We start from the raw sequence: 24,709 nt of genomic DNA, 5'->3' as shown, positions 1-24,709 counted from the left end.
CCGAGTGGGGGGCGGCTCGCCCGCTCCCCTCCCCTTCCCCTTCAGCCGGCCAGGAGTTCATGACCGCCATCGGCCAGACAGGCATCCCGCCTGCCCCGCAAGCCCTGCGCCGGAGCTGGACCACCAGCCTGCAGCCTTACCTCTATGCCGCGCCCGCCGTGATCCTCATCGTCACGATCATGCTGGTGCCGCTCGTGGTCGGCGTCTCCTATGCGTTCCGCGACATTCGCCTGCTCAATCCGTTCAGCGGTGGCTTCGTCGGCTTCGGCCATTTCGTGAAGCTCGCGTCCGACGAGAACTTCCGACTGGCCCTCAGCAATACCGTGTTCTGGACCGGCACGTCGGTCGCGCTGCAATTCGTCTTCGGCCTGATCCTAGCGCTTCTCCTCAACCGTCCGTTCGCCAGCCGGGGTCTCGCCCAGGCGCTGGTGTTCCTTCCGTGGGCGGTGCCGAGCTTCCTGTCCGGGCTCGACTGGGCCTGGCTCTTCAATCCCGTGGTCGGTCCCATCCCGCACTGGCTGACAGCGCTCGGACTGATGGAAACGCCCACAAACATCCTGGCCGATCCCGACCATGCGATGTGGGGGCCGATCATCGCCAATGTCTGGTGGGGCATCCCGTTCTTCGCCATCACGCTTCTCGCCGCGCTGCAGTCCATCCCGAAGGATATCTACGAAGCCGCCGCGATCGACGGCGCCGGCGCCATCGAGCGCTTCCGCTCGATCACCCTGCCCTTCCTCGCGCCGACGATTGCGATCACCATCCTCCTGCGCACCGTGTGGATCGCGAACTTCGCCGATCTTATCGTGGTGATGACCAACGGCGGCCCGGCAGACCGAACGCAGATCGTCGCGAGCTACATCTTCACGACCGCCTTCCGCCGCCTCGACTTCGGATACGCGTCGGCGATCGCCCTCGTGCTGCTGGTGCTCCTGATGATCTACTCGCTACTCCTCGTGAGCCTGCGACAGATGCTTCTGAACAGGTCCTGACCCATGGCTGCCGTCACGCGCCGGCGCCTTGCCGGCACCATCGCCCATCGCACCGCGATCCTCGTCTACATCGTGGTGGCCCTGTTTCCGCTGTTCTGGCTGCTCAAGGTCTCGGTGACGCCGAACGCGCTGCTCTACAGCGAAGGGGTCCGCCTCTGGCCGTCGCAGACGAGCTTCGAGCACTACGTCTTCGTGCTCCGAAATAGCGACTTCCCACTGTTCTTCCGCAACTCGCTGATCGTCTCGCTGACGACGGCCATCATCGTTACGCTGATCGCGGCGGGTGCGGGCTATGCGATGTCGCGCTTCCGGTTCCGCGGCAAGCTCTGGCTGATCGGGCTGATGCTGGTGACGCAGATGTTTCCATTGGTCATGCTGATCGCGCCGATCTTCCGCATGTTGGCGCCGATCGGGCTCACCAACAGCCTCACCGGCCTCATCATCGTCTACTCCGCCTTCAACGTACCCTTCGCGGTCTTCCTGATGCAGTCGTTCTTCGACGCGATCCCGAAGGATCTCGACGAGGCCGCGATGATCGACGGGGCCAGCCGGTTCCAGGCGTTCCGCGAGATCATCGTGCCGCTGACCCTGCCCGGCATGGCGGCGACGCTCGGCTTCGTCTTCACCGCCGCCTGGAGCGAGCTTCTCTTTGCGCTGATGCTGATCTCGAAGACGGACGCCAGCACCTTCCCCGTCGGCCTCCTGTCCTTCGTCTCGAAGTTCGGCGTCAACTTCGGACAGATGATGGCTGCGGGCGTGCTCGCGCTCATCCCGGCGCTCCTCTTCTTCCTCCTCATCCAGCGTTTCCTCGTGCAGGGCCTGACCGCCGGCGCGGTCAAGGGCTGAAGGAACCGACACACATGGCCACGATCGACCTCAACGCCGTCGAGAAATCCTTCGGCTCGATCCACGTCCTCCAGCCTGTCGACCTGTCGATCCGAAGCGGCGAGTTCGTCGTTCTCGTCGGGCCGTCCGGCTGCGGAAAGTCGACGCTCCTTCGCATGATCGCCGGTCTCGAGGAGGCGACGGCGGGCGACATCCTGATCGGAGGGCGCCGCGTCAACGACATGGAGCCGAAGGATCGCAATATCGCGATGGTGTTCCAGTCCTACGCGCTCTACCCGCACATGAGCGTCGCCGGAAACATGAGCTACTCACTGCGACTTCGCAAAACCGCCAAGGAGCGGATCTCTGAAGCCGTGCGCGGAGCCGCTGAGACCCTCGGCCTGTCCAAGCTCGTCGACCGCAAGCCGAGGGCCTTGTCCGGCGGACAGCGCCAGCGCGTCGCGATGGGCCGTGCCATCGTGCGCCAGCCGCAAGCCTTCCTGTTCGACGAACCACTGTCCAACCTCGATGCGCGCCTGCGCGAGCAGATGCGGGCCGAGATCAAGAAGCTGCACCAGCGCCTCGGCGCAACCTCGATCTACGTCACGCACGATCAGATCGAGGCGATGACGCTGGCGGACCGGATCGTCGCGCTCGACGCCGGTCGCATCCAGCAGATCGGCACCCCGCTCGATCTCTACCAGCGCCCGGCCAATCGCTTCGTCGCCGGCTTCATCGGTTCGCCCGCGATGAACTTTGTCTCGGGCCTCTATCGCAACGGCCTCCGGCCGCATCTCGACGTCGGCCACGCCCAAATTCCGCTGGCGCCCCTCGGGCTGGCCGAAGGACGACCGGTCACGATCGGTATCCGGCCGGAGCATGTCGCCTTCGCGCCATCCGATGCGGTGGATGCCGTGGACTGCGCCGTGGAGCTCGTCGAGCCGACCGGGGTCGGTACGATCGTTCACCTGCGCTACGGCGAGGTCGCCATCAAGGCCTATCGGCCCGGCTACGGAGACTGGTCGGCCGGCGAGCGGTTGAGCGTGCTCCTGCCCGCCGAGCATCTTCATGTGTTCGACGACGAGACGGGAATACGCCTCGAACACGCCTGACCGCGCAGCACAATCTTTTCATCACGAAAGCGTGCGACATCTAGCGGCGAAGACGGGTCGCACCTTCGGCCCCTGCCCTCCCCTTCCGGGACGCGAGGCCCCCGCATGACCGTGGTCGCCGCCTATCTCTACCGCCACGGCAAGCGGGTTCGCGAGATCTCGATTCACGAGAAGGTGGATTGTCCGTCGGATCGGTCCGAGTTCGTCTGGATCGGCATCTGCGATCCGACGCATGAAGAGATGCAGGTCCTCAAGGAGCAGTACAATCTTCATCCCCTTGCGGTGGAAGATGCCGTCGACGCGCGGCAGCTGCCAAAGGTGGACGTGTATGGCGATCAGCTCTTCGTCGTCGCCAAGACGGCGGCGCTGGACGGCGACCGGATCGAATACGGGGAAACGGCGATCTTCCTGGGGCACAGCCACATCATCAGCGTGCGCCACGGTTCGGCCCGTTCGCACACGGCCCTGCGCCAGCACCTCGAGGCCGCGCCGACCCTTCTCATTCACGGCGTCGACTACGTCCTGCACGCCATTCTCGACTTTATCGTCGACGGATACCTGCCGATCGTGGAAGCGATCGAGGACAACGTGTTGACGATGGAGCAGCGCTCGCTCGACACGTTTCTCGGACGCGACGAGATCACCCGCATCTTCACGCTGCGCCGTCAGCTCGCCAAATTCCAGCGGGTGCTGGCTCCCATGGCCGAGGTCGCTGGAAAACTCGTCCGGCTGGACCTGCCCTGCATCGATCCGGAAACTCGGCCCTACTTCAGCGACGTGCTCGATCACGTCCGGCGCGTCCAGACGCTCGTCGACGGCCTCATCCAGATCGTCATTTCCGTCTTCGAGTTCAGCAATCTACTGGAGCAGCAGCGCACCGGCGCGATCACGCGCCAGCTGGCCGCATGGGCCGCCATCCTGGCCGTGCCGACCGCCATTGCGGGCATCTACGGCATGAATTTCGAATATATGCCCGAGCTGAAGTCGCACTACGGCTACTTCATCGTCCTCGGCGTGATCGTTGCCGCCTGCACCCTCCTTTACGTCCGCTTCCGTCAGGCGCGCTGGCTCTAGGCACATCAACCATATCGTCCGACTCTTCGGCCCTCGCACGACACCGCCGCAATCGGCGCAGATGACGGTTGCATGACAACCACCCTCCTGCGTGCTGCCGCCTGGATCGCCCTTGCGGCGATCCTCTTCGTCACCGTTTCCCCGATTGGGTTGAGACCCCACGACGTCATGCCGGTCGACTTCGATCGGGCCCTCGCGTTCTGCAGCCTGACCGCGCTCTTCGTGATGGCATACCCTCGGCACTCGATCGCGGTCGGTCTGGCCATCGTTGTTGGTGCGATCGCCATCGAATGGCTTCAGGAACTCTCGCCGACACGGCATGCAAGGTTCGACGATGCGCTCGTGAAGGCCTGCGGGGCGCTCGTTGGGCTGTTTCTCGGTCGCCTCCTGCTGCTCGCCCACGCGCGACTGCGGGACAACGAACGCGGAACCGGATCAAATGGACGAATGATCAAACCGACAGCCAGAAAACCAGAAGCCCCAGCCAAATGATCGCTGAGAGAACCAAGCCGACGAGGAGCCCCCGAGCCGGTCTCATTTCATCCCGAGGGCGCTCGCGATCAGCACCCTTGTAGTCGATGCGTTTCGGGGCGATCCCCGCTTCGATCTTCATGACGCTTCTCCCACCCGATGTAACTAGGAGTTGCGAAAGAAATGTCCAATCGGTTGCAGCAATCAGCCATCAACGACGAACCGTTCGGGTCGTCGGCCGTTCGCGCTGCCGCAACTGATGGGTCGTGCGATCTTCCTTTCTTCTTCCGCCAAGAGCACAGGCAGCCTTCCACGCCACGCCCTGCGCGTTGACAGGTAGAAAGGTGACGAGCGCACGGGACAAGTTGTCACCCCTCCGTGCTGTCGAGGCGGAAAAAGCGTTTTAGGTCAGAAGCGTACGGTACGCCGCTACATATGGAGCATTGCTGTCCCTTCCCCCATAACCTGATCCCCAAGCTGTACGTTCAAGCCGGCCATGACGCCCGGAACGCGCTGTTGTCTGGAGGAAGCGCCAAGCCGATGTCGGTCATACCGCAGTCCCGCATCCGCAATCGTCTGCTCTCAGTCGTCGGAGCCGAGACCTATGCGAGGATCGCTCCGCACCTGACGCCTGTCGAACTGTCGGTGCGTGAACTTCTGGTTGAGCCGCAAGCTGAGATTCTCGAGGTGCATTTTCTGGAAGCCGGTCTGGCGTCCATGGTCGCGACCAGCCGGGACGGCAAGGAAGAGATCGAAGTCGGACATATCGGCCCCGAGGGCATGACCGGGTTCTGCCTCCTTCACGGCGTCGGGCAGACGCCGCATCGCACCTTCATGCAGGCGGCCGGCGCCTCTATGCGCATATCGGCGCATGCGCTGCTCGTACTGGTGGCGGAGGACGAGGCCCTGCGCCAGCTCCTGCTGCGCTACATCCATTGCTACGAGGTCCAGCTTTCGCATTCGGCGCTTGCCAATGGGCGATACAACATCAACGAGCGGCTGGCGCGTTGGCTTCTCATGTCCCAGGATCGCTTGGAAACCGACGATCTTCCGCTGACGCACGAGTTCCTGGCGCTCATGCTGGGGGTGCGACGGTCGGGCGTGACGAATGAGATTCATGTGCTGGAAGGCGCCCGCCTCATCAAGGCGAGGCGCGGCCGCATCCACATTCTCGATCGTATGGGTCTCGAAGCGATTGCCGCCGGCTGCTACGGCATTCCGGAAGAGGAGTATAGGCGCTTGATTCAGGCGCCGGCCGAGAGGATGGGCCTCCTCAACTCCCCAGGCTGACCGGCTCGCGGATCAGCCGCCGAGAGCGCCGAACACGGCTTCGAGGTCGGCTTCCCCGCTACCCAGCGCGACCGCCGCCAGAATGCGCGCCTTGGCACCGCTAAGGTCCCCCGCAAAGATCGCGCCGGCCCGCTGGAGATCGCGACCGCCGCCGTTTCCGTAGACCGGCTTCACGCGACCCTCAGGACAACGCGAGGTCACGATGACCGGGATGCCGGAGGCGATGATCTCGGCGGCGGCGCTGGTCACGGTCGGCGGCGTGTTTCCACGCCCGAAACCTTCCAGCACGATGGCCCTGGCGCCGTCTCCCGCGACGAAACGCAGGAGCCTGTCCGAGCCTCCCATCGCCATGCGGACGAGTTCGACGCGCGTTTCAATGTCGGTCGGCGCGAACGTACGCCGCAACGTCGGGCGTCGGTGGACGCGCACGATCGTCCCGTCGACCTCGCCGAGCTTCCCGTGCTCCCCCGAACGGAAAGTGTCGGTGCGCGCCGTATGGGTCTTCGTGACATCGCGGGCGGCATGAAAGTCGCCCTCGAACAGGATCATGGATCCGAGTCCAACCGCGTCGGGGCATGCGGCCAGGCGCACGGCATCGGCGATGTTGCGCGGCCCGTCCGTATCCGGCGCGTCGGCGCTCCGCTGTGCCCCGGTGAAGACGACCGGCTTGGGCGAGGCGACGACGAGGTCGGCGAGGAACGCGCTCTCTTCCATCGTGTCGGTCCCATGCGTGACCACGACGCCGTCACAGGCCGGATCGGCGAGATGCTGGTCGATCCGCCTCGCGAGGGCGAATGCCAGCGGCAGGTCGATCGAGAACGAATTGACGCTACAGAAGTCGTCGACTGCGATCTCGATCCCCTCCAGCTTGTCATGGAGGCCGGCGCGCAACGCATCGCCACGCACGGACGCCACGACGTCGGCATCGGCCGCAGCCGTCTCGGCCCGCGAGGCGATCGTCCCACCGGTGGTAACGAGTTGGATGCGCGGCATGATGGGTCCCTTGTTCGAGGGCACGCCACGATCAGCGCAGGGACGGCAGCCTGGGCAGGAGAATCGTAGCGAGGCCGAGGAGCGGCAGATAGGAGACCGTGCGATACACGAACTCGATGCCTGCCGTATCGGCGAAATCGCCGAGGAAGGCCGCGCCGAGCCCCCCGGCCCCGAACGCGAACCCGAAGAACATGCCGGCCACGAGCCCGACACGGCCCGGCAGGAGCTCCTGCGCGAAGACGACGATCGCGGGGAAGGCAGAGGCGAGCACGAAGCCGATGATGACCGTCAGCACGGCGGTCAGCGGCAGGTTTGCGTAAGGGAGCAGCAGGGCGAAGGGGATCACACCGAGGATCGAGAACCAGATCACGAAGCGCGCGCCGTAGCGGTCGCCGATGGGACCGCCGAGGAACGTTCCGGCGGCCGCCGCGCCGAGGAACAGGAACAGCATCAACTGCGCCTCGCGCACCGTGAGCGCAAATCGATCGATGACGTAAAACGTGTAGTAGCTGGAGAAGCTCGCCATGTAGACGTTCTTGGTCGCCGTCAGGAGAACGAGGATCGCCACCGCCCACAGCACGGTGTTGCGGGGCAGCGGCAGGGCGCGGCTCACCGGCGGCCGTCCGATCTGCGCGCGGCGATGACCTGCATACCAGTTCCCGGCCCAGGTCAGGATCGCGATGCCGAGGAATGCGATGCCGGCGAACCATGCGATACTGTGCTGGCCATAGGGCAGCACGATAAACGCCGCGAGCAGCGGCCCGAGCGCGGTTCCCGCATTGCCGCCCAGTTGGAACAGCGACTGCGCAAACCCGTGGCGCCCGCCGGACGCGGCCCGCGCCACGCGCGAAGCTTCGGGATGAAACACCGCGGAGCCGAACCCGATCAGGCTGGCGGCCAGAAGCAGCATCGGGAAACTGCCCGCCGAGGACAGGAGCAGAAGACCACACAGGGTCGACCCCATGCCGACCGGCAGCGCGTAGGACATGGGCCAGCGATCGGTGACGACGCCGACGCCCGGCTGCAGCAGCGAGGCCGTGATCTGGAACGTCATCGTCAGCAGCCCGATCTGCACGAAGTCGAGCGCGTAGTTCTCTTTGAGGAGCGGATACAGCGATGCAAGCAGCGACTGCATCACGTCGTTCAGCATGTGGCATCCGCTCATCGCGAAGAGAACGGACAGGGTCGTCTTCTCGCGCAGCGACGTCGAGGAGGCAGCGATGGTCGACATGTGAACGAACCCCGGTCCGTGGCCACGTGCTTGCCGTTCGGGCCTCGATCGATAAGGACTACGAACGGTTCTGTGCTGCCTGTATCACGCCGGCCGGCCGCCTGTCGCGGGTCCTTTTCAGCGGTTTCCGGTCGTCGGCGAGGCCCCTGTGGAAACCGTACCGCCAGTGGTCGAGGTCGGACGCTCGCCATCGCGGCTTGAGAAGAACATGAAGAACAGGACTGATACCACGATGACCGCAGTGGTCACGGCCCACAGCGAGCCGCGCTTGCGGTTTGAAGGCTTGTCGAACTGAGCCAAGCTCCGATTCCTTCGGCTTGCTGCTATCGTCGAACCATATGGGGCACCCGCATTCGATGTCGCTGCTTCGAGCGAGACCGGGAGCGCCTTTGCGCATCGTGCGTTGCTCTCAGATACGATCGCGGAGGTTTTCCATGCAGCCGAACGAACAGAAGGCGAAGCCGGCGAATACAGAGGCCGAGGAGGCGCGTCAGATCGAAGCGCAGTTCGCAGGTCTCGACAACGATCTCGTTGAAGTGGAAGCGCAGGACGGCAAGCCTGAACCGCGCGATCCCATCCTCAGCGATGAGGATGTCGACGAAACCAGCGCAGGCGGGCTCCAATATCCGCCCGGCGTTACCACCAGCGATCCGGAGCGCCGGAGATGAGCGTCGAGGAAAGCATCCGCTAGGCGATCGTCGGCGAGCTACAGCGTCAGGCCGAAGTCGGTGATGGGCGTCTGATGGTCGAGGAGACCGAGACAGGCGTGATCCTGAACGGGCCGGTCGATCTCGACGAACTCATCATGGTGGTGATGGGTTCAGTCGCTGGCGGTCCCTGAACGATCGATCTTTCAGGGACTGGCAACGGCGTGTTCGTATCGGATGACGGCTCTTCGCGACCGCTCCGCGTTTGACTATGAAGGATCCACCAAGACGGGAATCCGGACCGATGGCCTTCAAGACACCGCACGAGACCGCAGCCGAAGCCAGGATCGCGAAAGCCGGCTGGAAGCGCGACAAGAAGACGAACCTCTGGAAGTGCTTCCGCGAGCCGGATCGCGGCAAGACCTTTTCGGGGACGGCCGTCGAACTCGCCCGCATCCTCGACGACAAGGCTGCCGCCAACCCTTGATCACCGATCGAACGACGGGTCAGGCCGCCCGTCGCGCTCGGCCAGGACGACGCCGAGGTCCGGCTGGCGCCAGCCTTCCCGCCTCGACGGCCATTGTGGGTTGCGATCCTTGTCGATCACGGCTGCCCGCACGCCCTCGTAGAAGTCGTCGACTTCGAGACAGAAGCAGGCGGCCCGAAACTCGCGGATGAGACAGGCTTCCAAGGTTTTGCTGGCTTCGCCGGCCGCCAGGAGCTGGTTCGTCAATGCCATGGACCACGGCGATCGGCCCTGCATCGTTGCAAGCGTCCGTTGGGCGAAGTCTCCATGCACGGGATCGGACTTCATGTCCGCGAGCGCCGTTTCGATTTCCGACAAGTCTTCCCTTCCGAACGCCTCGGCGATCGCGGTCCCATGATGATCGAGAAGCGGCGCTCCGATCTGGTCGGCTTCGCCTTCGATCAAGGCGGCAACGGTGGCGTGGTCCGTCACCGGCTGGAGCCTCGTCAGCTGGGCTCTTAAGTCCGCCAGCCGATTGGACGGGATGCAGCAATCGAAAAGGCCTGCCTCGATCGCATCCCCTGCCCCGATCGGCTCTCCCGTCAGGGCGAGATAGCGGCCGAACGCCCCTTCGAGGCGGGACAGGACGAAGGTCGCACCGACATCAGGGAGGAAACCGATCCCGACTTCGGGCATGGCAAACCGCACGCGCTCCGTGGCCACGCGGTGCCGGAGGTGCATGACCAGCCCGGCGCCTCCCCCCATGACGATGCCATCGGTGAGCGCGACCACAGGCTTGCTGGCGCCTGCGAGCCGCGCCAGCAACTCGTATTCCTCGCGCCAGAAGGCTTCCGCCACCCCATCTCGAGCGCGACCGCTTGCCACGACGGCGCGAATATCGCCGCCCGCGCAGAAGGCACGCTCGCCCTCTCCCTCGAGGATGACGAGCGCGACGGCGGGATCGTCGAGGAACATCTCGAGCGCCCTTCGCATGGAACGCACCATGCCGAGATCGAGCGCGTTGAGCGCCTTCGGCCGATTGAGGCGTATCACGCCCGCGCCACCCTCGCGGTGGGCGATCACCGTATCCTGTTCGTTCCCCATCGCGCCGCCTCCTCCCTTCGTGCGCTTCCACGTTGCCGTGGAAAACCCGGGCTGTCACGGCGAACTCGTCCTTCGCGATGCAACCGGTGCGTCGGTCGCGCGTAATCCCATCACGAATGACGTGAACGGGATAACAGAGATGAGCACGACGCTGGACGAGGATCGGGTTCGCCAGAAGGCGCACGAAATCTGGGAATCGGAAGGTCGGCCAGAGGGACGCGCAGCGTCGCATTGGCTTCAGGCTCGCGAGATCGTCGCGCTAAAGGACAGCTTCGGGTCCACCCTGACGCCTGTCGAGGAGACGCTCGAGGACGAGCCGGAGCCTGCCGTAGCCTTCGAGAACCAGGGCGAGTTTCCCGAACTGACCGACATCGGCGAAGGCGCGCGAGGCCCGAGCTGGCAGGCCGCACGCGAGACCACGGGCGCGAACGACGCCGACAAGGATCCCGACAACACGGTGCCCTCGCAGGGCACGCGCCCCTGAAGCAAAAGAAGGAGCACACGTTCATGGCCAAAGATTTTCCCGAGCAGCGCATGCCGAACGACCGGCAGCGCAGCGAATTTGCCGAGACCTCAGACATCAGCGAAGCCGATCGCGCCCTTCTCGAGTCCGCCACGGCGGAAGCGATGCGCGATCCGGAGGACCGCGCGGCCGATCCGTTGCTGGATGACGAGGCGACGCACGCCGACATTCGCGCCGAGCCGCGCAGCGAGATCACGGCGCCCATGCCGGGCACCGGCTACGACGAAACGGAGGATGGCCTCGCCGACCAGGACGAAGCCGTGCGCCAGCAGGCCGAAGATCGCGTTGCGGGAAGCCCCGAGGAACTCGACTTCAAGGTCTGACCCTTAGCCATCGCTGCGCTGGCCCCTGGCAACGATGCGCAAGGCACCGTCCGGCAGGGGCCGCTGCAGCGAACGGGCTTCGGGCCATGGTGCTTCCATCCATGCCTCCATCTCGGACGGCGTGGTAAGGATGACAGGCATGGCTTTCGGATGGATCGGACTGACGACCGCATTGGCCGTGATCGTCAGGAACCCGAACGCGTCCACCGTCACCTCGCCCTCTGCCTTGCGGCGAGTGCTGGTCCAGGTCGTCCAGACTCCGGCGAAAGCCAGCGTCGGTCGGTCCTCGGACGCGGCGAACCAGGTCGGGACCTTCGACCCGTCGTCCAAGGTTTCGTATTCGCAGAACGCGTTGAACGGGACGAGGCAGCGATGGGCAGGCGCCAGCCAGCGACGCCAGTGCGGGCTGTCCGTGTTGCGGATGTTGGTGACGCCGGGATCGGTCGACCGGCCCTTCAATGCGAACTGCGGCGAGGGCATGCCCCACCGGGCCATGGCGAGTTCGCGCTGACCGTCCGACACCCGGACGATCGGTGCGCTGTGGTCGGGGAAGACCGCGGGCATCGTCGCGAGATTTCCCAGCCGATCCCGTGTCGCCCGGGCAAAATCCCGCATCGCGGACTGCGTCGTCGTTATCGAATACAGGTTGCACATCCGTCGTCCCCTTCCAGCCGCGGACTTGCCAACAAACGGCAGGGCGTGGTCCAAGCCCCAAAACTAGCTGGCGATCGCAATGGGACCATCCCCGACCATCGCCGCCCCGCATCCAGGTTCGATCGATCCCCATGCATCAGGACGGGTTGCCTCCCCTTCGCCGCCGACTGGCCTTCGGCACGATCGCCATGGCGCTCTTCGTTGCCGTGCTCGACGGCACGGTCGCCAATGTCGCGCTACCACCCATCACGCAGGATCTCGGCGTTTCGCCAGTCGAGGCGATCTGGGTGGTCAACGGCTATCAGCTGGCGGTCACCGTTCTGCTCCTGCCGCTGGCGCGCCTTGGCGAGATCCTCGGGTATAGGCGCGTCTACCTGACGGGCCTCGGCATCTTCACCCTCGCCTCGCTCGTCTGTGCGCTGTCCCGCTCGCTGGACATGCTGATCGCCGCTCGCGTGCTCCAGGGCATCGGGGCTGCAGGCATCATGAGCGTCAACATCGCCTTGGTCCGCTTCATCTTCCCGGCTTCGCGGCTGGGACGTGCTGTCGGACGGGTCGCGATCGTGGTCGGCGTGTCCTCGGCGGCCGGCCCGTCGCTGGCGGGCGCGATCCTGTCGGTCGCCTCCTGGCCGGCCCTGTTCCTGATCAACGTTCCGGTCGGTCTCCTGGCGCTTCTCGCGGGGTCGCGAACCCTGCCCGACACGCCGAAGTCGGGTCAGGCCTTCGATCTCAAGAGCGCCGTGATGAGCGCCCTGACCTTCGGCATGCTGATCTCAGGCGTGAACGGGATCGGCCATTCCGAAGGCCTCGCGCTTTCGCTAGCGCTGATCGCAGGCGGGCTGATCGTCGGAACCGTGTTCGTGCTCAAGCAGCTGAAGATCGCCGAGCCGATCCTGCCGGTGGATCTGCTTCGGCGTCCCATCTTCGCCTTGTCCGCCGCCACATCGGTCTGTTCCTTCGGCGCACAGGGCATCGCGTTCGTGTCCCTACCCTTCCTGCTGCATGACCAGCTCGGCCGCTCTCCCGCCGAGACCGGGCTGCTGCTGACCCCTTGGCCCATTGCGACGGCAATCGCCGCTGCAATCTCTGGGCGTCTGGCCGATCGCTTCAATCCCGGCCGCCTGAGCGCCATCGGTCTGGTTCTGTTCTCCGCCGGCCTCCTGGCTCTCGTGCTCGTTCCATCGACGCCGAGCGACGCCGATCTCGTCTGGCGGCTGGCGTTGGCGGGTTTCGGCTTCGGTCTCTTCCAGACACCCAACAACAAGATCCTGATCACCAGCGCCCCGCGCGAGCGCAGCGGTGGGGCGAGCGGCATCCAGTCCACCGCGAGGCTGGTGGGTCAGTCGCTTGGGGTGGCCCTGGTGGCGGTGATGTTCGGCCTCGTACCCAGCCATCCGCTGACGTCGGCCCTGCTTCTGGCCGCAGCCCTGGCAGCCGCCGGTATCGTGCCTTCCCTCCTTCGTCGCTACGAGGCGCCGAAGACGGCTCCGTCCGCAAACACGCTGCATGCCGAGGAGACGGCGGCCGGCGGCTGATCCGCCGTTGGCAATTCCTTATGGCCTCCGGTGGCAGAGCTTGTCAGACGGGACTGCGCGGAGGCCGCCATGAACATCGCGATCGTCGGCTGCGGGTTCGTCGCCGACTACTACATGACGACGCTTCCCAATCATCCGGACCTGAAGCTCGTCGGTGCCTACGATCGCGACGAGTGGGCGGCCAAGCGGTTCGCGGCCTTCCACGGCACGCCTATCTACCCGACGCTGGAAGATCTTCTGGCTGACCCGACGATCGAGCTGGTCGTCAACCTCACGAACCCGGCCAGCCATTCTGCGATCTCGAAAGCCTGCCTCGAAGCCGGCCGGCATGTCTATTCCGAGAAACCTTTGGCGATGGAGATTGGCGAGGCCGAGGAACTCGTCGAACTTGCAAGAGCCAGAGGTCTGCAGATCGCCTCCGCGCCCTGCTCGGTGCTGGGCGAAGCCGCGCAGACTGCCCGGCGCACCATCGAGGACGGCACGGTCGGCGACGTCCGTCTGGTCTACGCCGAAATGGAGGACTCGATGGTCTTTCGCGAGAACTACCGGACCTGGCGAAGCCTGTCGGGTGCGCCGTGGCCGGCCGAGGACGAGTTCGCCGTCGGCTGCACACTCGAGCACGCCGGCTACTATCTCACCTGGCTCTGCGAGTTCTTCGGGCCCGTGGCGGAGATGACGGCGTTTTCCGCCAAGCTGTTCCCCGACAAGGGCACGCAGCAATCGCCGGACGAGATCGCCAACGACTTCTCGGTTGCCTGTCTTCGATTTCGCTCCGGCGTCGTCGCGCGGCTCACCTGCGGCCTGGCCGCCCCAAGCGACCGGTCAATGCACATCGTCGGCACCGGCGGCGTCCTTTCGGTGACGGACGGCTGGAACGCGCGCTCGTCCCTCTACCTGCGCGATCCCGCCGGCCACTGGCGGCCGCGCGCTGGCATCTTCGGCAAGGTACTGCGGCGGCTGGAACGCGGGCGACCGATCAAGCACTGGTTCGGGCGCCGGCTCAGCGTGCCGCGCAGCGGCGCCGTGGTGCCGGAAACCTCGTCGCGCATGGACTTCATGCGTGGGCCCGCACTGATGGCGCAGGCGATCCGAAGCGGCACGCGCCCACCGCTGGCCGACGCCTTCGCGCTTCACGTCACGGAGCTGTCGATCGTGGCGCAGGACACGAAGGGCTATCCGATGCCGTATCGGCCCCGCTCTACCTTCTGACGCGCCTTCGTTCCGCCCGAAGGGCTTGCGCAGGTCGACATTGCGGCTAGGTTCGCTCCCACGCGTCGACGGCGAGCCCGTCCAGAACGGACCATCATGCAGAGCACGTCACGCCCCATCGCGATCCTCGCCAGCGACTCGCCCGAGGCCACGGAGGCCGCCGAGCGTCTCGCCGCACTCTACCGAACCGTCGAGCCGGAGGACGCAGAGGTCATCGTCGCGCTGGGTGGCGACGGCTTCATGCTGCAGGTGCTCCACCGTTTCATGGATACCGGCAAGCCGATCTACGGGATGAACAAGGGCACCGTCGGATTCCTGATGAACGAGTTCCGGGAGGACGGCCTCTCCGAGCGGCTCGATCGCGCCAGCGAGACAGTGATCCATCCTCTGGAAATGACGGCCGTCGACGGCGATGGCCTCCCCCACTCGGCGCTGGCGATCAACGAGGTGGCCCTTTTCCGCCAGTCCTATCAGGCGGCGCGGCTGAAGATCAGCATCGACGGCAAGACGCGCCTCGAAGAGCTCGTCTGCGACGGCGTGCTCGTCGCGACGCCCACGGGCTCGACCGCCTACAATCTCTCGGCTCAGGGACCCATCCTGCCGATCAGCGCGCCGCTCCTCGCACTGACCCCCGTCAGCGCGTTTCGGCCGCGGCGGTGGCGCGGAGCGCTCCTGTCGCGTCATCAGGTCGTCGATGTCGAGGTGCTGGAAGCGCAGAAGCGGCCGGTCAATGCGGTGGCCGATCATCGCGAGGTCAAGTCAGTCCAGTCGATCCGCATCCGCGAATCGGCGGACCTGCGAAGCCTCATCCTGTTCGATGCCGAGCATTCGTGGGACGAGCGGATCCTCGCCGAACAGTTCCGCTACTGATCTCAGGCCGCGAGATAGCGCTCGGCCCGACGCCGCGCCGCGCCCTGCTGCACCTCGCAGGACATGCGATGCAGAAGGCGGCCGAGCTCTTCGCCTTCGCCCGCGCGCTCGGTCTTGCGGAAGGCGATCGTCAGGCGGTCCATCACGGTGGACGCAACGTCGGCGGAATCGAACCGGTCGTCGGCCGCCATGTCCTTCCAGACACGCACCGCCGACAGGAGGAGCGGCACCACGGTCTTCGGCAATCCGGCGGCTGAAGCGAGCGCGGCAAAGGCGGGCTCTCTCGCTTCGGCGATGATCGACCGGACGCGCGCCTCCGGCAGATTGGTCAGTCGGGCGAGGGATGCAGCGAAGAGGTCGATCCGCCCCATGCAGACCGCGCGCACGAGCACGGCGGCGTTGAGCTGGCTCGTTCCGCGCAACTGCTCGACGAAGGCCGTCATTTCGTCGGCCTTGATCGTATCGATCAGCGAAGCCGTCGCCTGCTCCTGCACCTCCTCGCGCAGCCGCGACGCTCGCGACAGCCCGACGACGTTGGCGACGAGCGGCGACGAGCAGAGCGCCTCGCCAAGCTGGGACAGGAGCGCATGGCGCGGCCCGGCCGGCAGGTCGCTCCGCTGGAGAAGCGCGTAGCGGAGCTCACCGACGTCGGCTGCCATGTCGACAAGACGCGTCATCGCCGCCTCGTCGAGAGTCGCGCCCTGGTTCCTTGCAAGTTCGAGACACGCTACCGGCTCCCCGACCGAAACGATCACGCCCGCCACGCCGACCGACACGTCGGCGCGCCGCGCGATGGCGACGCCAAGCCCCAACCGCCCCGCCCGCACGAGTTCGCAGAGATCGTCGTCGGTCAGCATGGGCGAGAGGAGGACCACCGGCAGCGCCACGTCGTCGATGTCGGTCGAAAGCATGCGGACGAGCTGGCGCGACACCGTCGAGGCATCCGCGATGCCGTCCGCGATGGCACGGCGCACGCGGGGCGACGCGTCTTCCGCTGCGATCACCAAGGCCGCTTCCGCCTCGCGGAGATCGTTTGGCAGGAACTTCCGGTTCACCACCGCGTCCGCAAGCATCTCCACGGCTGCGCAGCGTTCGGCAGCCGTCGCGGTTTCGCACCAGAAGACGAATTGCTGTGCCAGCATGGACCCAAGACCCGCATCATATTCGATGCGGGCCATGGTGACCTTGAAAGCTTTAAGAAAGCGTTCACCACGCTCGCTCGCAGTTGCTTAACCCTGCGGGACCGCGTCCGCTCGCGTCGGACGCCGAAGCTCGAAGGCGTCGTCGGTCGAGGCGAAGTCGAGATAGCCGAGTCGCGACAGAGGCCGGGCGAGATCGAGCGCGATCCGCCCGTCCCGCAGGATGCGTTCGTCGATGTGGATCCCGACGACCTGACCGATCACCATCACCGCGTCGCTGTCGTTGCCGTCGAGCCCGATCGGTCGGAACCACTGGGTCAGTCGGCATTCCAGCGCGGCGGGCGCTTCGGCGACGCGCGGTGCGGCGACGAGCCGGCAGGGCGCCTCGGTCAAACCCGTCAGGGCGAACTCGCTGACGCCCGCTTCGGCCGGCACGGACGATCGGTTGACATGTTCGGCGAGATCGCGCGTGGCGAGGTTGACGACGAACTCGCCGGTCGCGATCGCATGGCTCGCCGAATGCTTCATGCCGGTCGACGAGAACATGACGAGCTTCGGCTTGTCGGACAGGGCATTGAAGAAGCTGTAGGGCGCAAGATTGGTCGTGCCGTCCGGGGCGCGCGTCGAGATCCAGCCGATCGGGCGCGGTGCGACGATCGCCTTGAACGGGTCGTGCGGAAGACCGTGGTCGTTGGTGGCGGTTTCGTAGAACATCAGGCGACCACCGGCATCGGAGCATCGGACACCACAGCCGACAGGTCCGGCCTCGGACGGTCGCTCGGCACCTCGGACGGCGTGCCGACATAGACGAAGCCGACGACCTTCTCCTCCGCCGCGACGCCCATCAGCCGTTTGGCCTCCTCGTCGTAGGCGACCCATTCGGTGATCCAGTTCGCGGCGAAGCCGCGGGCGTGCGCGGCATGGATGAGGTTCATGGTCGCGGCGCCGGCCGAGAGGACCTGCTCCCATTCCGGAATCTTGAAGTGAGGCTTGGCGGTGGAAACGACGCCGATCACGAGCGGCGCCCGCGTGAAACGTGCTTCCTCGTAGGCGCGCCGCGCTTCGCTCAGAGGTCCTTCGCGCGTCTCCGCAAGGTCCGCCAAGGCCTTTCCGAGCGCCGGGGCCGCCACCCCCCTGAAAAGAATGAAGCGCCAGGGCGCCAGCTTTCCATGGTCTGGCACGCGCGACGCGGCGGTCAGAATTTCGTTGAGCTCCGCCTCGGAGGGACCGGGTTCCCGGAGCGCTGGAATGGAGACCGAGCGGCGCGTGGCCAGCAGTGTCTTGGCGTCGATCATCGAACGAATCCTCGTGAAGCCTGGACGTGGTGCTATCCGAGATCGGGACGCCGGCCAACCGGACCACTTGCCGCCGTCTTGCGAACCTGCCTTGAAATGACCTGAGAGATGGCCTTGAACAGGCATCCAAATGGCAGGCCTATGGAGGTTGAAGGTTGATCAAGCGCGCATCCGGCATCGCCTTGTCCCTCGCCGCTCTCCTCGCCCCACAGGGACCGGCCGGCGCGCAGGACGCCCCTCCGGGGCCGGGCGGTCCGGGCGGGCCCGATCAGCCCGGCGCCTATGCCTCTCCCTCCGCCATTCCGCAGGATGTGCGCAGCCGCGATATCGGCGTCCCGCCGTCGGTCGGATTGCGCAAGCTCGAGCCGATCGCCCTGCCCGAACGTCCGGATGCCGGCCTCGGCACCGATCTTGAACTGCCCAATCTCCCCGCCTTCGCACCCCAGCCCCCGCCGCAGCTCGACATCGTGCGTCTGAAGAAGAGCCTGCGCCTCAAGGCGACGCTTGGGAAGAACGGCCCGGAGATCCCGTCCGACCTCGTCTGGCGGCTGTTCGCCCCGGTGCCGGGACCCGATGGCAAGCTGCCGGTCGTCGCCATGGCAAAGGGCTCGCAGGCCGTGTTCGACGTGCCCGCCGGCAACTATCTCCTGCATGTCGGGTTCGGGCGCGCAGGCGTGACGAAGCGCGTCGATTTCTCGGGCGAGGAAACGCACGAAACGGTGGCGCTCGACGCAGGCGGGCTGCGGCTGCACGCGGAAATCCTCGACGGCGGAAAGCTGCCGGACGACAAGTTGACCTTCGATGTCTATTCGGGCGGGGGCGATGGCCGCGAGCGCCGGCTCCTCGCGCCTGGCGTCGGCCCCGGCAGCGTCCTGCGACTGAACGCCGGGGATTACCACGTGATCTCGCGCTATGGCTCGGTGAACGCCGTGGCGCGCGCCGACATCCGCGTGGAGGCGGGCAAGATCACCGACGCGAAGCTGCATCATCGCGCCGCGGAAGTAACGATGAAGCTGGTGCGCGAGAAGGGTGGCGAGGCCTTGGCCGACACGGCGTGGTCGGTCACCTCGGACCAGGGCGACATCATCCGCGAGAGCGTCGGCGCCTTTGCGTCGATGGTGCTGACGGAAGGCGATTACGTGCTCGTCGCCCGCAACAAGGACCGCATCTTCCAGCGCCAGATCGCCGTGCATCCCGGAGAGAACGAGGAGGTCGAGGTCCTGACCAGCGACCTCGTCGATCCCAACAGTCCGGAAGTCGGCACCGGCGACTAGGGAAGCCCCCAGCCGCCGGCAGAATCGGCTGACGTCAGGCGGCCGCGCGCGGGCGAAGGTCCGGCGCGACGGCTTCGTCGCGAAGGAGCGTCAGCGCGTCGGCAAGGCTCATCGCCTCCTGGTCGCGCGAGCCGAGGCGGCGAAGGTTCACCGAGCGCTCCTCGGCCTCGCGCTTGCCGCAAACGAGGATCACCGGGACCTTTGCGAGCGAATGCTCGCGGACCTTGTAGTTGATCTTCTCGTTGCGCACGTCGATGTCGACACGCATCCCGGCAGCCTTCAGCTCCTCGGCGACCGAGCGAGCGTAATCGTCGGCTTCCGACGTGATCGTCGCGACGACGACCTGCGTCGGCGCGAGCCAGAGCGGGAAGTGGCCCGCGAAGTTCTCGATCAGGATGCCGAGGAAGCGCTCCAGCGAGCCGCAGATGGCGCGGTGGATCATCACCGGCGGCACCTTGTCGGAGTTGCTGTCGATGTAGAACGCGCCGAACCGCTCGGGCAGGTTGAAGTCGACCTGCGTCGTGCCGCACTGCCATTCGCGACCGATCGCGTCCTTCAGCGTGTACTCGAACTTCGGCCCGTAAAAGGCGCCCTCGCCCTCGTTGATGCCAGTCTTGATCCGCCCGCCGGACTGCGCCTCGATCGTCTTCAGGACATCGCGCATGACGCTTTCCGCGCGGTCCCACACCTCGTCGGTGCCGACACGCTTCTCCGGCCGCGTCGAGAGCTTGACCACGATCTCCTCAAAGCCGAAGTCGCGATAGACCGAAAGGATCAGATCGTTGATCTTCAGGCACTCGGCTTGCATCTGCTCGTCGGTGCAGAAGATATGGGCGTCATCCTGCGTGAAGCCGCGCACCCGCATCAGCCCGTGCATGGCGCCCGACGGCTCGTAGCGATGCACCGTGCCGAACTCGGCATAACGGATCGGCAGTTCACGATAGGACTTCAGGCCGTGCTTGAAGATCATCACGTGGCCGGGGCAGTTCATCGGCTTCAGCGCGAAGACGCGCTTGTCCTCCGCCTCGTCGCCGGCCGACTGCACCTGGAACATGTTCTCGCGGTACCAGCCCCAGTGGCCGGAGGTCTCCCACAGCGACTTGTCGAGCACCTGCGGCGCATTCACTTCGGCGTAGTCGCCCTTCAGGCGACGGCGCATGTAGGCGACGAGGTCCTGGAACAGCGACCAGCCCTTGGGATGCCAGAACACGACGCCCGGCCCCTCCTCCTGGAAGTGAAAGAGGTCCATCTCGCGACCGAGGCGGCGATGGTCGCGCTTCTCCGCCTCCTCCAGCATGTGGAGATAGGACTTCAGCTGCTCCGGCGTCGCCCAGGCCGTGCCGTAGATGCGCGTCAGCATCGGGTTGTTCGAATCGCCGCGCCAGTAGGCGCCCGCGACCTTCATCAGCTTGAAGGCTTCGCCGATCTGGCCGGTCGAGGCCATGTGCGGGCCGCGGCAGAGATCGAACCACTCGCCCTGGCGGTAGATCTTGAGATCCTGGCCTTCCGGGATCGCGTCGACCAGCTGGACCTTGTAGGTCTCGCCCTTCTCGCCGAACACGCGGCGCGCTTCCTCGCGCGACCAGACTTCCTTGGTGAAGGGCGCGTTGCGGCGGATGATCTCCGCCATCTTCTTCTCGATCACCGGCAGGTCGTCCGGCGTGAACGGCGTGTCCTTGGCGAAGTCGTAGTAGAAGCCGTTCTCGATCACCGGGCCGATCGTCACCTGCGTGCCCGGCCAGATTTCCTGAACCGCCTCGGCCAGCACGTGAGCCGTGTCGTGGCGGATGAGTTCGAGCGCCCGCGGATCGTCGCGCGTCAGGATCTCCAGCCTGCCGGCGCGTCCGACCGGGTCGGACAGGTCGCGGACCTCGCCGTCCAGCGCATAGGCGATCGCCTTCTTGGCCAGCGACTTCGAAATGCCGGCGGCGATGTCTGCGCCGGTGGCGGAGGGCTCATAGGAGCGGACGGACTGGTCGGGGAAGGTCAGGTCGATCATGGCAGTGTCCTCGGATGCTCACCCCCGCCAACGATTGCGGGAAAGCTGGATCGATGGGGGCGCCCGGCCCCTCGCGAAGTCGCGACTTCTATCACCGCCCGCCACCGGCGCAAGCGCGCGGAAACCGACGAGGTCAGCGTCCCGCAGGCTTGTCGTCGCCCGGCACCGGGTCGAGCCCGCCCGATCCGAACGGTCCGCAGCGGCCGACCCGCCGAGCCGCCAGCCAGCCGCCCCGCCACAGGCCATGGCGCGCGACAGCCTCGTAGGCGTATTCGGAACAGGTCGGGATATGCCGGCAATGCCCGCCGACGAGGGGCGAGAACGTCAATTGATAAAGGCGAACGAGGCCAACGCCGAGAAGGCGGCCGGGCGTCCGCCGCCAGGGCCCCTTATAATTACGAGAAAGGCCGCGATGCCGCTCGCCGCTCAAGCCGCGACGCCGATTTTCGCCTCGGCCTTTTCGAGCGCTTCGACGACCGCATCGAAGGTCAGCATGGTCGACGCGTGCCGCGCCTTGTGCTCGCGGACGGGCTCGAGATAACGCAATTCCTCGAAGCGTCCCTCCGGTGACGGACCGCCGGCCTTCAGCATGTTCTGCATCGCCTCGCGCACCTCGCGCAGTTCCGCTGGCGTCGCGCCGACGATGTGGCGGGCCATGACCGACGAGGACGCCTGCCCCAGTGCACAGGCGCGGACCTCGTGGGCGAAATCGGAGACGACCCCGTCGGTCAGCTTCAGATCGACCGTCACGGTCGAGCCGCAGAGCTTGGAATGCGCCCTAGCCGAGCCATCCGGCGCATCGAGGCGACCGATCCGGGGGATATTGCCGGCGAGATCAAGAATTCTGTCGTTGTAGAGATCGTCGATCATGGCGTGTTCCGTGGACGCTGCGTCGCGAAACGATGATGCTGTGAAGCACCGTTCGGACCGACTATATAGGTGGGGCAGCGGGGCGTCGGTAGACGCTCAGGTGCTGCACCCGATCCGCCCGCTTGACGGAACTGGTATACTATAACATCAACGGGCCAACGGATCGAACGGCGTGTTTCGTCGGGCTTTCCCCGGCGCAATCGCCTCGGCTCAGGGTTCATCATGGACGCCACCATCAGAAAGCTCGCTCCGGCCGCCACGGCCGAACCGGTCGTTCGACCGACCCGCGAGGAGGCCGAAGCCGCGGTCGAAACGCTCCTGCGCTGGATCGGTGAGGATCCCGCGCGCGAGGGCCTGATCGATACGCCGCGGCGCGTGGTCAAGGCCTATGAGGAGCTCTACGGCGGCTACGGCCAACAGCCGGCCGACGTGCTCAGCCGCACCTTCGAGGAGGTCGCCGGTTACCAGGAAATGGTCCTGCTGCGCGACATTCCCTTCACCTCGCATTGCGAACACCACATGGTGCCGATCATCGGCAAGGCGCATGTCGCCTACGTGCCGGATGGCCGCGTGCTGGGCCTGTCGAAGATCCCCCGCGTCGTCGAAATCTTCGCGCGTCGCCTCCAGACGCAGGAGAAGCTGACCGAGCAGATCGCAGCGGTCATCGACGGCGCGCTGACGCCCAAGGGCGTCGCGGTGCTGCTTGAAGCCGAGCACATGTGCATGTCGATGCGCGGCATCCGCACCCACGGCTCGACCACGGTCACCTCCTCGTTCTACGGTTCGTTCCGTGACGACCGCGAGGAGCAGACGCGGTTCCTCGCCATGGTCGGCGGCCGTTGAGCATTCCGGCTGCCGTGTTCCCGCCGCCGGGCGCCAAGGCCGACCTCGAGGAAGGCAGCGTCCTGACGCCGCGTTTCGACGCGGCGGGCCTCGTCACGGCAGTCGTCAGCGACACGGACGGTAGCCTGCTGATGGTCGCCCACATGAACGCCGAGGCGCTGGATCTCACGATCCGAACCGGCATCGCGCATTACTGGAGCCGCTCCAGGCAGTCGCTCTGGAAGAAGGGCGAGACGTCGGGCGCGCTGCAGACGGTGCAGGAGATGCGCGTCGACTGCGACCAGGACGCGGTGTGGCTGAAGGTCACGGTCGCGAAGCCTGAGGACACCTGTCACACCGGGCGCGAAACCTGCTTCTACCGCAGCGTTTCCCTCGGCCCGCATGGCGGAAAATTGTCGGCGCGGTGACACGTTTTATCGCAGCGCACAACATGTTGTGTCTGCGTTTACGCTGATCGTGCATGGTGCGGAAAGCATCGTGGCCCATCCTTATTGGAAGGGACCGGCCTCAAGGCACGCGACATGATGCTGGATCGCATTTTCAGACAGGCCGAACGAACCGCCCCCATCGAGCGGTCGGGCAGCACCGGAACCACCAACCGGGCACAGAAACGTCGCGGGGTGGCGCTGGCGCTCGGCGGCGGGGCCGCACGCGGATGGGCACATATCGGTGTCCTGCGCGCGCTCGACGAAGCCGACATTCCGGTCTCGATGATCGCCGGCACCTCGATCGGGGCTCTCGTCGGCGGCTGCTATCTTGCGGGACGGCTCGACGAACTCGAAGCCTTCGCACGCTCGCTGACGCGGAGGGGCCTGATGGGGCTTCTCGATTTCCGGTTCGGCGGCGACGGGCTGCTCGGCGGCATGCGGCTCAACGCGCGGCTCGTCAACACGTTGAAGGACATCCGCATCGAGGATCTCGACCGCCCGTTCGTCGCCGTGGCGACCGAGGGCCGCAACGGGCATGAGGTCTGGATGGACCAGGGCTCACTGGTCCTCGCCATGCGCGCGTCCTACGCCGTTCCCGGCATCTTCCAGCCGGTCGAATGCGGCGGACGCCGCCTGTCGGACGGGGCCCTAGTCAATCCGGTTCCGGTCTCGGTCTGCCGCGCCTACGAGCAGCCGCTCGTGATCGCGGTGAACCTGCATTACGACCTCTTCGGACGCGCGGCGGTCCTTCGCATGCGCGCCGAAAGCAGCGACCCCGACGGGTCCATCGCCGAGAACCCAGTCGACCCACTGTTGCGCCAGCGTCCGAATGCGGACAACAGGCGGGATCGGATCGGTTTCGCGCGATCCGTCGTCGATGCGTTCAACATCATCCAGGACCGCATTTCCCGCTCGCGCCTGGCCGGCGATCCGCCGGATCTGTCGGTGCACCCGCGCGTTCGCGACATCGGCCTGTCGGAGTTTTTCCGAGCCAAGGAGTGCATCGCCTTCGGCTACGAAGAGACGATGCGCTCCATGAACGAGATCCGCCGGCTGCAGGAGTGCATGCCGGCGCTCTGATAGAGTCGGATCAGCCGGCCGCGGCGTGGATATAGCTTCGCATCTCCTCGGCCTCCTGTTCGGCCGCCTCGATCCGGCGCTTCACAACGTCGCCGATCGACACGATGCCGACGAGACGCCCCCCCTCGCAAACCGGCAGGTGCCGGAAGCGACGGCGGGTCATGATCTCCATCGCCTCGTCCACGGTCGTGTCCTCGCCAGCGGTCGTCACCTCGCGGGTCATCACCTCGCCGACGGTGCCCGACAGCGCGTCCATGCCGCCTCCGGAGACGAGACGCACGACGTCCCGCTCCGACAGAATGCCCTGGAGGTCGCCGCTGGCGCCGGTCACCACGAGAACGCCGATACGGCGTTCGGCCAGCGTCCTGACGGCCTCGGCGAGCGTCGTGGCCGGGTCGATCGTCACGACCTCCCGCCCCTTGGTCTCGAGAATGCGACGTACGGTCATTGACGGCCTCCTCC

29 protein-coding genes are annotated in these 24,709 nt (G+C 66.0%); 17 read left to right on the top strand and 12 right to left on the bottom strand.

Translation table 11 applies throughout. From position 1 onward, the window contains the following. Positions 1–59 precede the first annotated feature (59 nt). From ACLNGM_RS12740 to ACLNGM_RS12715, 6 genes are all read left to right on the top strand, one after another. On the top strand, positions 60–992 hold the full coding sequence (locus ACLNGM_RS12740; protein ID WP_416355200.1) for a carbohydrate ABC transporter permease: 933 nt from the start codon (positions 60–62) through the stop codon (positions 990–992). A 3-nt stretch (positions 993–995) separates the two neighbouring features. After that, positions 996–1,838, top strand: a complete 843-nt coding sequence (locus ACLNGM_RS12735) for a carbohydrate ABC transporter permease (protein WP_416355199.1) — start codon at positions 996–998, stop codon at positions 1,836–1,838. A 14-nt stretch (positions 1,839–1,852) separates the two neighbouring features. Next, on the top strand, positions 1,853–2,929 hold the full coding sequence (locus tag ACLNGM_RS12730) for an ABC transporter ATP-binding protein (protein ID WP_416355198.1): 1,077 nt from the start codon (positions 1,853–1,855) through the stop codon (positions 2,927–2,929). Positions 2,930–3,034: 105 nt separating this feature from the next. Continuing rightward, positions 3,035–4,003, top strand: a complete 969-nt coding sequence (locus tag ACLNGM_RS12725; RefSeq protein ID WP_416355197.1) for a magnesium and cobalt transport protein CorA — start codon at positions 3,035–3,037, stop codon at positions 4,001–4,003. Between the two features lie 72 nt (positions 4,004–4,075). Further along, positions 4,076–4,495 (top strand): VanZ family protein, encoded by a 420-nt coding sequence (locus ACLNGM_RS12720; RefSeq protein WP_416355196.1) that lies wholly within the window; start codon positions 4,076–4,078, stop codon positions 4,493–4,495. 414 nt (positions 4,496–4,909) lie between these two features. Continuing rightward, positions 4,910–5,764 (top strand): Crp/Fnr family transcriptional regulator, encoded by an 855-nt coding sequence (locus tag ACLNGM_RS12715; RefSeq protein WP_416355195.1) that lies wholly within the window; start codon positions 4,910–4,912, stop codon positions 5,762–5,764. Between the two features lie 12 nt (positions 5,765–5,776). On the opposite strand, the gene ACLNGM_RS12710 is transcribed toward ACLNGM_RS12715, so the two are convergent. The 3 genes from ACLNGM_RS12710 to ACLNGM_RS12700 form a co-directional block, all read right to left on the bottom strand. Then, positions 5,777–6,757, bottom strand: coding sequence for an asparaginase (locus ACLNGM_RS12710; RefSeq protein WP_416355194.1), 981 nt, complete (start codon positions 6,755–6,757; stop codon positions 5,777–5,779). Positions 6,758–6,788: 31 nt separating this feature from the next. Further along, on the bottom strand, positions 6,789–7,988 hold the full coding sequence (locus tag ACLNGM_RS12705; RefSeq protein ID WP_416355193.1) for an MFS transporter: 1,200 nt from the start codon (positions 7,986–7,988) through the stop codon (positions 6,789–6,791). A 117-nt stretch (positions 7,989–8,105) separates the two neighbouring features. Continuing rightward, the gene (locus ACLNGM_RS12700) at positions 8,106–8,288 is read right to left on the bottom strand and encodes a hypothetical protein (RefSeq protein ID WP_416355192.1); all 183 of its coding nucleotides are present in this window, start codon (positions 8,286–8,288) and stop codon (positions 8,106–8,108) included. A 134-nt stretch (positions 8,289–8,422) separates the two neighbouring features. On the opposite strand from ACLNGM_RS12700, the gene ACLNGM_RS12695 reads away from it, so the two are divergent. Then, complete coding sequence (locus ACLNGM_RS12695) at positions 8,423–8,656, top strand: hypothetical protein (protein WP_416355191.1); 234 nt, start codon at positions 8,423–8,425, stop codon at positions 8,654–8,656. Positions 8,657–8,939: 283 nt separating this feature from the next. After that, on the top strand, positions 8,940–9,122 hold the full coding sequence (locus ACLNGM_RS12690; protein ID WP_090965955.1) for a hypothetical protein: 183 nt from the start codon (positions 8,940–8,942) through the stop codon (positions 9,120–9,122). Here the strand turns inward: ACLNGM_RS12690 and ACLNGM_RS12685 are convergent, their stop codons facing one another. Next, on the bottom strand, positions 9,123–10,205 hold the full coding sequence (locus tag ACLNGM_RS12685; protein ID WP_416355190.1) for an enoyl-CoA hydratase/isomerase family protein: 1,083 nt from the start codon (positions 10,203–10,205) through the stop codon (positions 9,123–9,125). A 139-nt stretch (positions 10,206–10,344) separates the two neighbouring features. Here ACLNGM_RS12685 and ACLNGM_RS12680 point away from each other — a divergent pair, with 139 nt between their 5' ends. Both ACLNGM_RS12680 and ACLNGM_RS12675 read left to right on the top strand, forming a co-directional pair. Beyond that, positions 10,345–10,689 (top strand): DUF2934 domain-containing protein, encoded by a 345-nt coding sequence (locus tag ACLNGM_RS12680; RefSeq protein WP_090965959.1) that lies wholly within the window; start codon positions 10,345–10,347, stop codon positions 10,687–10,689. A gap of 23 nt (positions 10,690–10,712) precedes the next feature. Beyond that, complete coding sequence (locus tag ACLNGM_RS12675) at positions 10,713–11,051, top strand: hypothetical protein (protein ID WP_416355189.1); 339 nt, start codon at positions 10,713–10,715, stop codon at positions 11,049–11,051. Positions 11,052–11,054: 3 nt separating this feature from the next. Here the strand turns inward: ACLNGM_RS12675 and ACLNGM_RS12670 are convergent, their stop codons facing one another. Then, positions 11,055–11,705, bottom strand: a complete 651-nt coding sequence (locus tag ACLNGM_RS12670; RefSeq protein WP_416355188.1) for an SOS response-associated peptidase — start codon at positions 11,703–11,705, stop codon at positions 11,055–11,057. A gap of 131 nt (positions 11,706–11,836) precedes the next feature. On the opposite strand from ACLNGM_RS12670, the gene ACLNGM_RS12665 reads away from it, so the two are divergent. The 3 genes from ACLNGM_RS12665 to ACLNGM_RS12655 all read left to right on the top strand — a co-directional run bounded on the left by ACLNGM_RS12665 (position 11,837) and on the right by ACLNGM_RS12655 (position 15,319). Beyond that, the gene (locus ACLNGM_RS12665; protein ID WP_416355187.1) at positions 11,837–13,240 is read left to right on the top strand and encodes an MFS transporter; all 1,404 of its coding nucleotides are present in this window, start codon (positions 11,837–11,839) and stop codon (positions 13,238–13,240) included. Positions 13,241–13,309: 69 nt separating this feature from the next. Then, a complete protein-coding gene (locus tag ACLNGM_RS12660; protein ID WP_416355186.1) occupies positions 13,310–14,449 on the top strand; it encodes a Gfo/Idh/MocA family protein in 1,140 nt (379 codons plus the stop codon). A gap of 96 nt (positions 14,450–14,545) precedes the next feature. Beyond that, positions 14,546–15,319, top strand: a complete 774-nt coding sequence (locus ACLNGM_RS12655; RefSeq protein ID WP_055886632.1) for an NAD kinase — start codon at positions 14,546–14,548, stop codon at positions 15,317–15,319. 2 nt (positions 15,320–15,321) lie between these two features. Here ACLNGM_RS12655 and ACLNGM_RS12650 read toward each other — a convergent pair whose 3' ends face one another. Genes ACLNGM_RS12650 through ACLNGM_RS12640 form a run of 3 tightly spaced genes read right to left on the bottom strand, consistent with a single transcriptional unit; the run spans position 15,322 to position 17,753 of the window. Continuing rightward, a complete protein-coding gene (locus tag ACLNGM_RS12650; RefSeq protein ID WP_416355185.1) occupies positions 15,322–16,497 on the bottom strand; it encodes a DUF2336 domain-containing protein in 1,176 nt (391 codons plus the stop codon). Between the two features lie 51 nt (positions 16,498–16,548). Next, positions 16,549–17,172 carry a flavin reductase family protein gene (locus ACLNGM_RS12645; RefSeq protein WP_416355184.1) on the bottom strand — a complete coding sequence of 208 codons (624 nt, stop codon included), beginning with the start codon at positions 17,170–17,172 and terminating at the stop codon, positions 16,549–16,551. Then, the gene (locus ACLNGM_RS12640; RefSeq protein ID WP_090965973.1) at positions 17,172–17,753 is read right to left on the bottom strand and encodes a nitroreductase; all 582 of its coding nucleotides are present in this window, start codon (positions 17,751–17,753) and stop codon (positions 17,172–17,174) included. Before ACLNGM_RS12640 ends, ACLNGM_RS12645 begins: the two co-directional genes overlap by 1 nt. A gap of 155 nt (positions 17,754–17,908) precedes the next feature. Here ACLNGM_RS12640 and ACLNGM_RS12635 point away from each other — a divergent pair, with 155 nt between their 5' ends. Then, positions 17,909–19,027: a hypothetical protein gene (locus tag ACLNGM_RS12635; RefSeq protein ID WP_416355183.1), complete on the top strand. Its 1,119-nt coding sequence runs from the start codon at positions 17,909–17,911 to the stop codon at positions 19,025–19,027. Positions 19,028–19,061: 34 nt separating this feature from the next. On the opposite strand, the gene thrS is transcribed toward ACLNGM_RS12635, so the two are convergent. The 3 genes from thrS to ACLNGM_RS12620 all read right to left on the bottom strand — a co-directional run bounded on the left by thrS (position 19,062) and on the right by ACLNGM_RS12620 (position 21,896). Continuing rightward, on the bottom strand, positions 19,062–21,026 hold the full coding sequence (thrS, locus tag ACLNGM_RS12630) for a threonine--tRNA ligase (protein ID WP_416355182.1): 1,965 nt from the start codon (positions 21,024–21,026) through the stop codon (positions 19,062–19,064). Positions 21,027–21,159: 133 nt separating this feature from the next. After that, positions 21,160–21,456 carry a membrane protein insertion efficiency factor YidD gene (gene yidD / locus ACLNGM_RS12625; protein WP_416355181.1) on the bottom strand — a complete coding sequence of 99 codons (297 nt, stop codon included), beginning with the start codon at positions 21,454–21,456 and terminating at the stop codon, positions 21,160–21,162. After that, positions 21,453–21,896, bottom strand: a complete 444-nt coding sequence (locus tag ACLNGM_RS12620) for an iron-sulfur cluster assembly scaffold protein (protein ID WP_416355180.1) — start codon at positions 21,894–21,896, stop codon at positions 21,453–21,455. The genes yidD and ACLNGM_RS12620 overlap by 4 nt, the downstream gene beginning before the upstream one ends. 222 nt (positions 21,897–22,118) lie before the next feature. On the opposite strand from ACLNGM_RS12620, the gene folE reads away from it, so the two are divergent. From folE to ACLNGM_RS12605, 3 genes are all read left to right on the top strand, one after another. Next, the gene (gene folE / locus ACLNGM_RS12615) at positions 22,119–22,739 is read left to right on the top strand and encodes a GTP cyclohydrolase I FolE (RefSeq protein ID WP_090965983.1); all 621 of its coding nucleotides are present in this window, start codon (positions 22,119–22,121) and stop codon (positions 22,737–22,739) included. Between the two features lie 2 nt (positions 22,740–22,741). Further along, positions 22,742–23,146 (top strand): phosphoribosyl-AMP cyclohydrolase, encoded by a 405-nt coding sequence (gene hisI / locus ACLNGM_RS12610; protein ID WP_416358441.1) that lies wholly within the window; start codon positions 22,742–22,744, stop codon positions 23,144–23,146. 117 nt (positions 23,147–23,263) lie between these two features. Next, positions 23,264–24,247: a patatin-like phospholipase family protein gene (locus ACLNGM_RS12605; protein WP_090966027.1), complete on the top strand. Its 984-nt coding sequence runs from the start codon at positions 23,264–23,266 to the stop codon at positions 24,245–24,247. A gap of 10 nt (positions 24,248–24,257) precedes the next feature. Here the strand turns inward: ACLNGM_RS12605 and ACLNGM_RS12600 are convergent, their stop codons facing one another. Continuing rightward, complete coding sequence (locus tag ACLNGM_RS12600) at positions 24,258–24,695, bottom strand: CBS domain-containing protein (RefSeq protein ID WP_416355179.1); 438 nt, start codon at positions 24,693–24,695, stop codon at positions 24,258–24,260. Positions 24,696–24,709 lie beyond the last annotated feature (14 nt).

This window comes from Aureimonas phyllosphaerae (genome assembly GCF_047943035.1).
Lineage (GTDB): Bacteria > Pseudomonadota > Alphaproteobacteria > Rhizobiales > Rhizobiaceae > Aureimonas > Aureimonas phyllosphaerae.
This window is presented reverse-complemented; position numbering and strand designations above follow the sequence as displayed.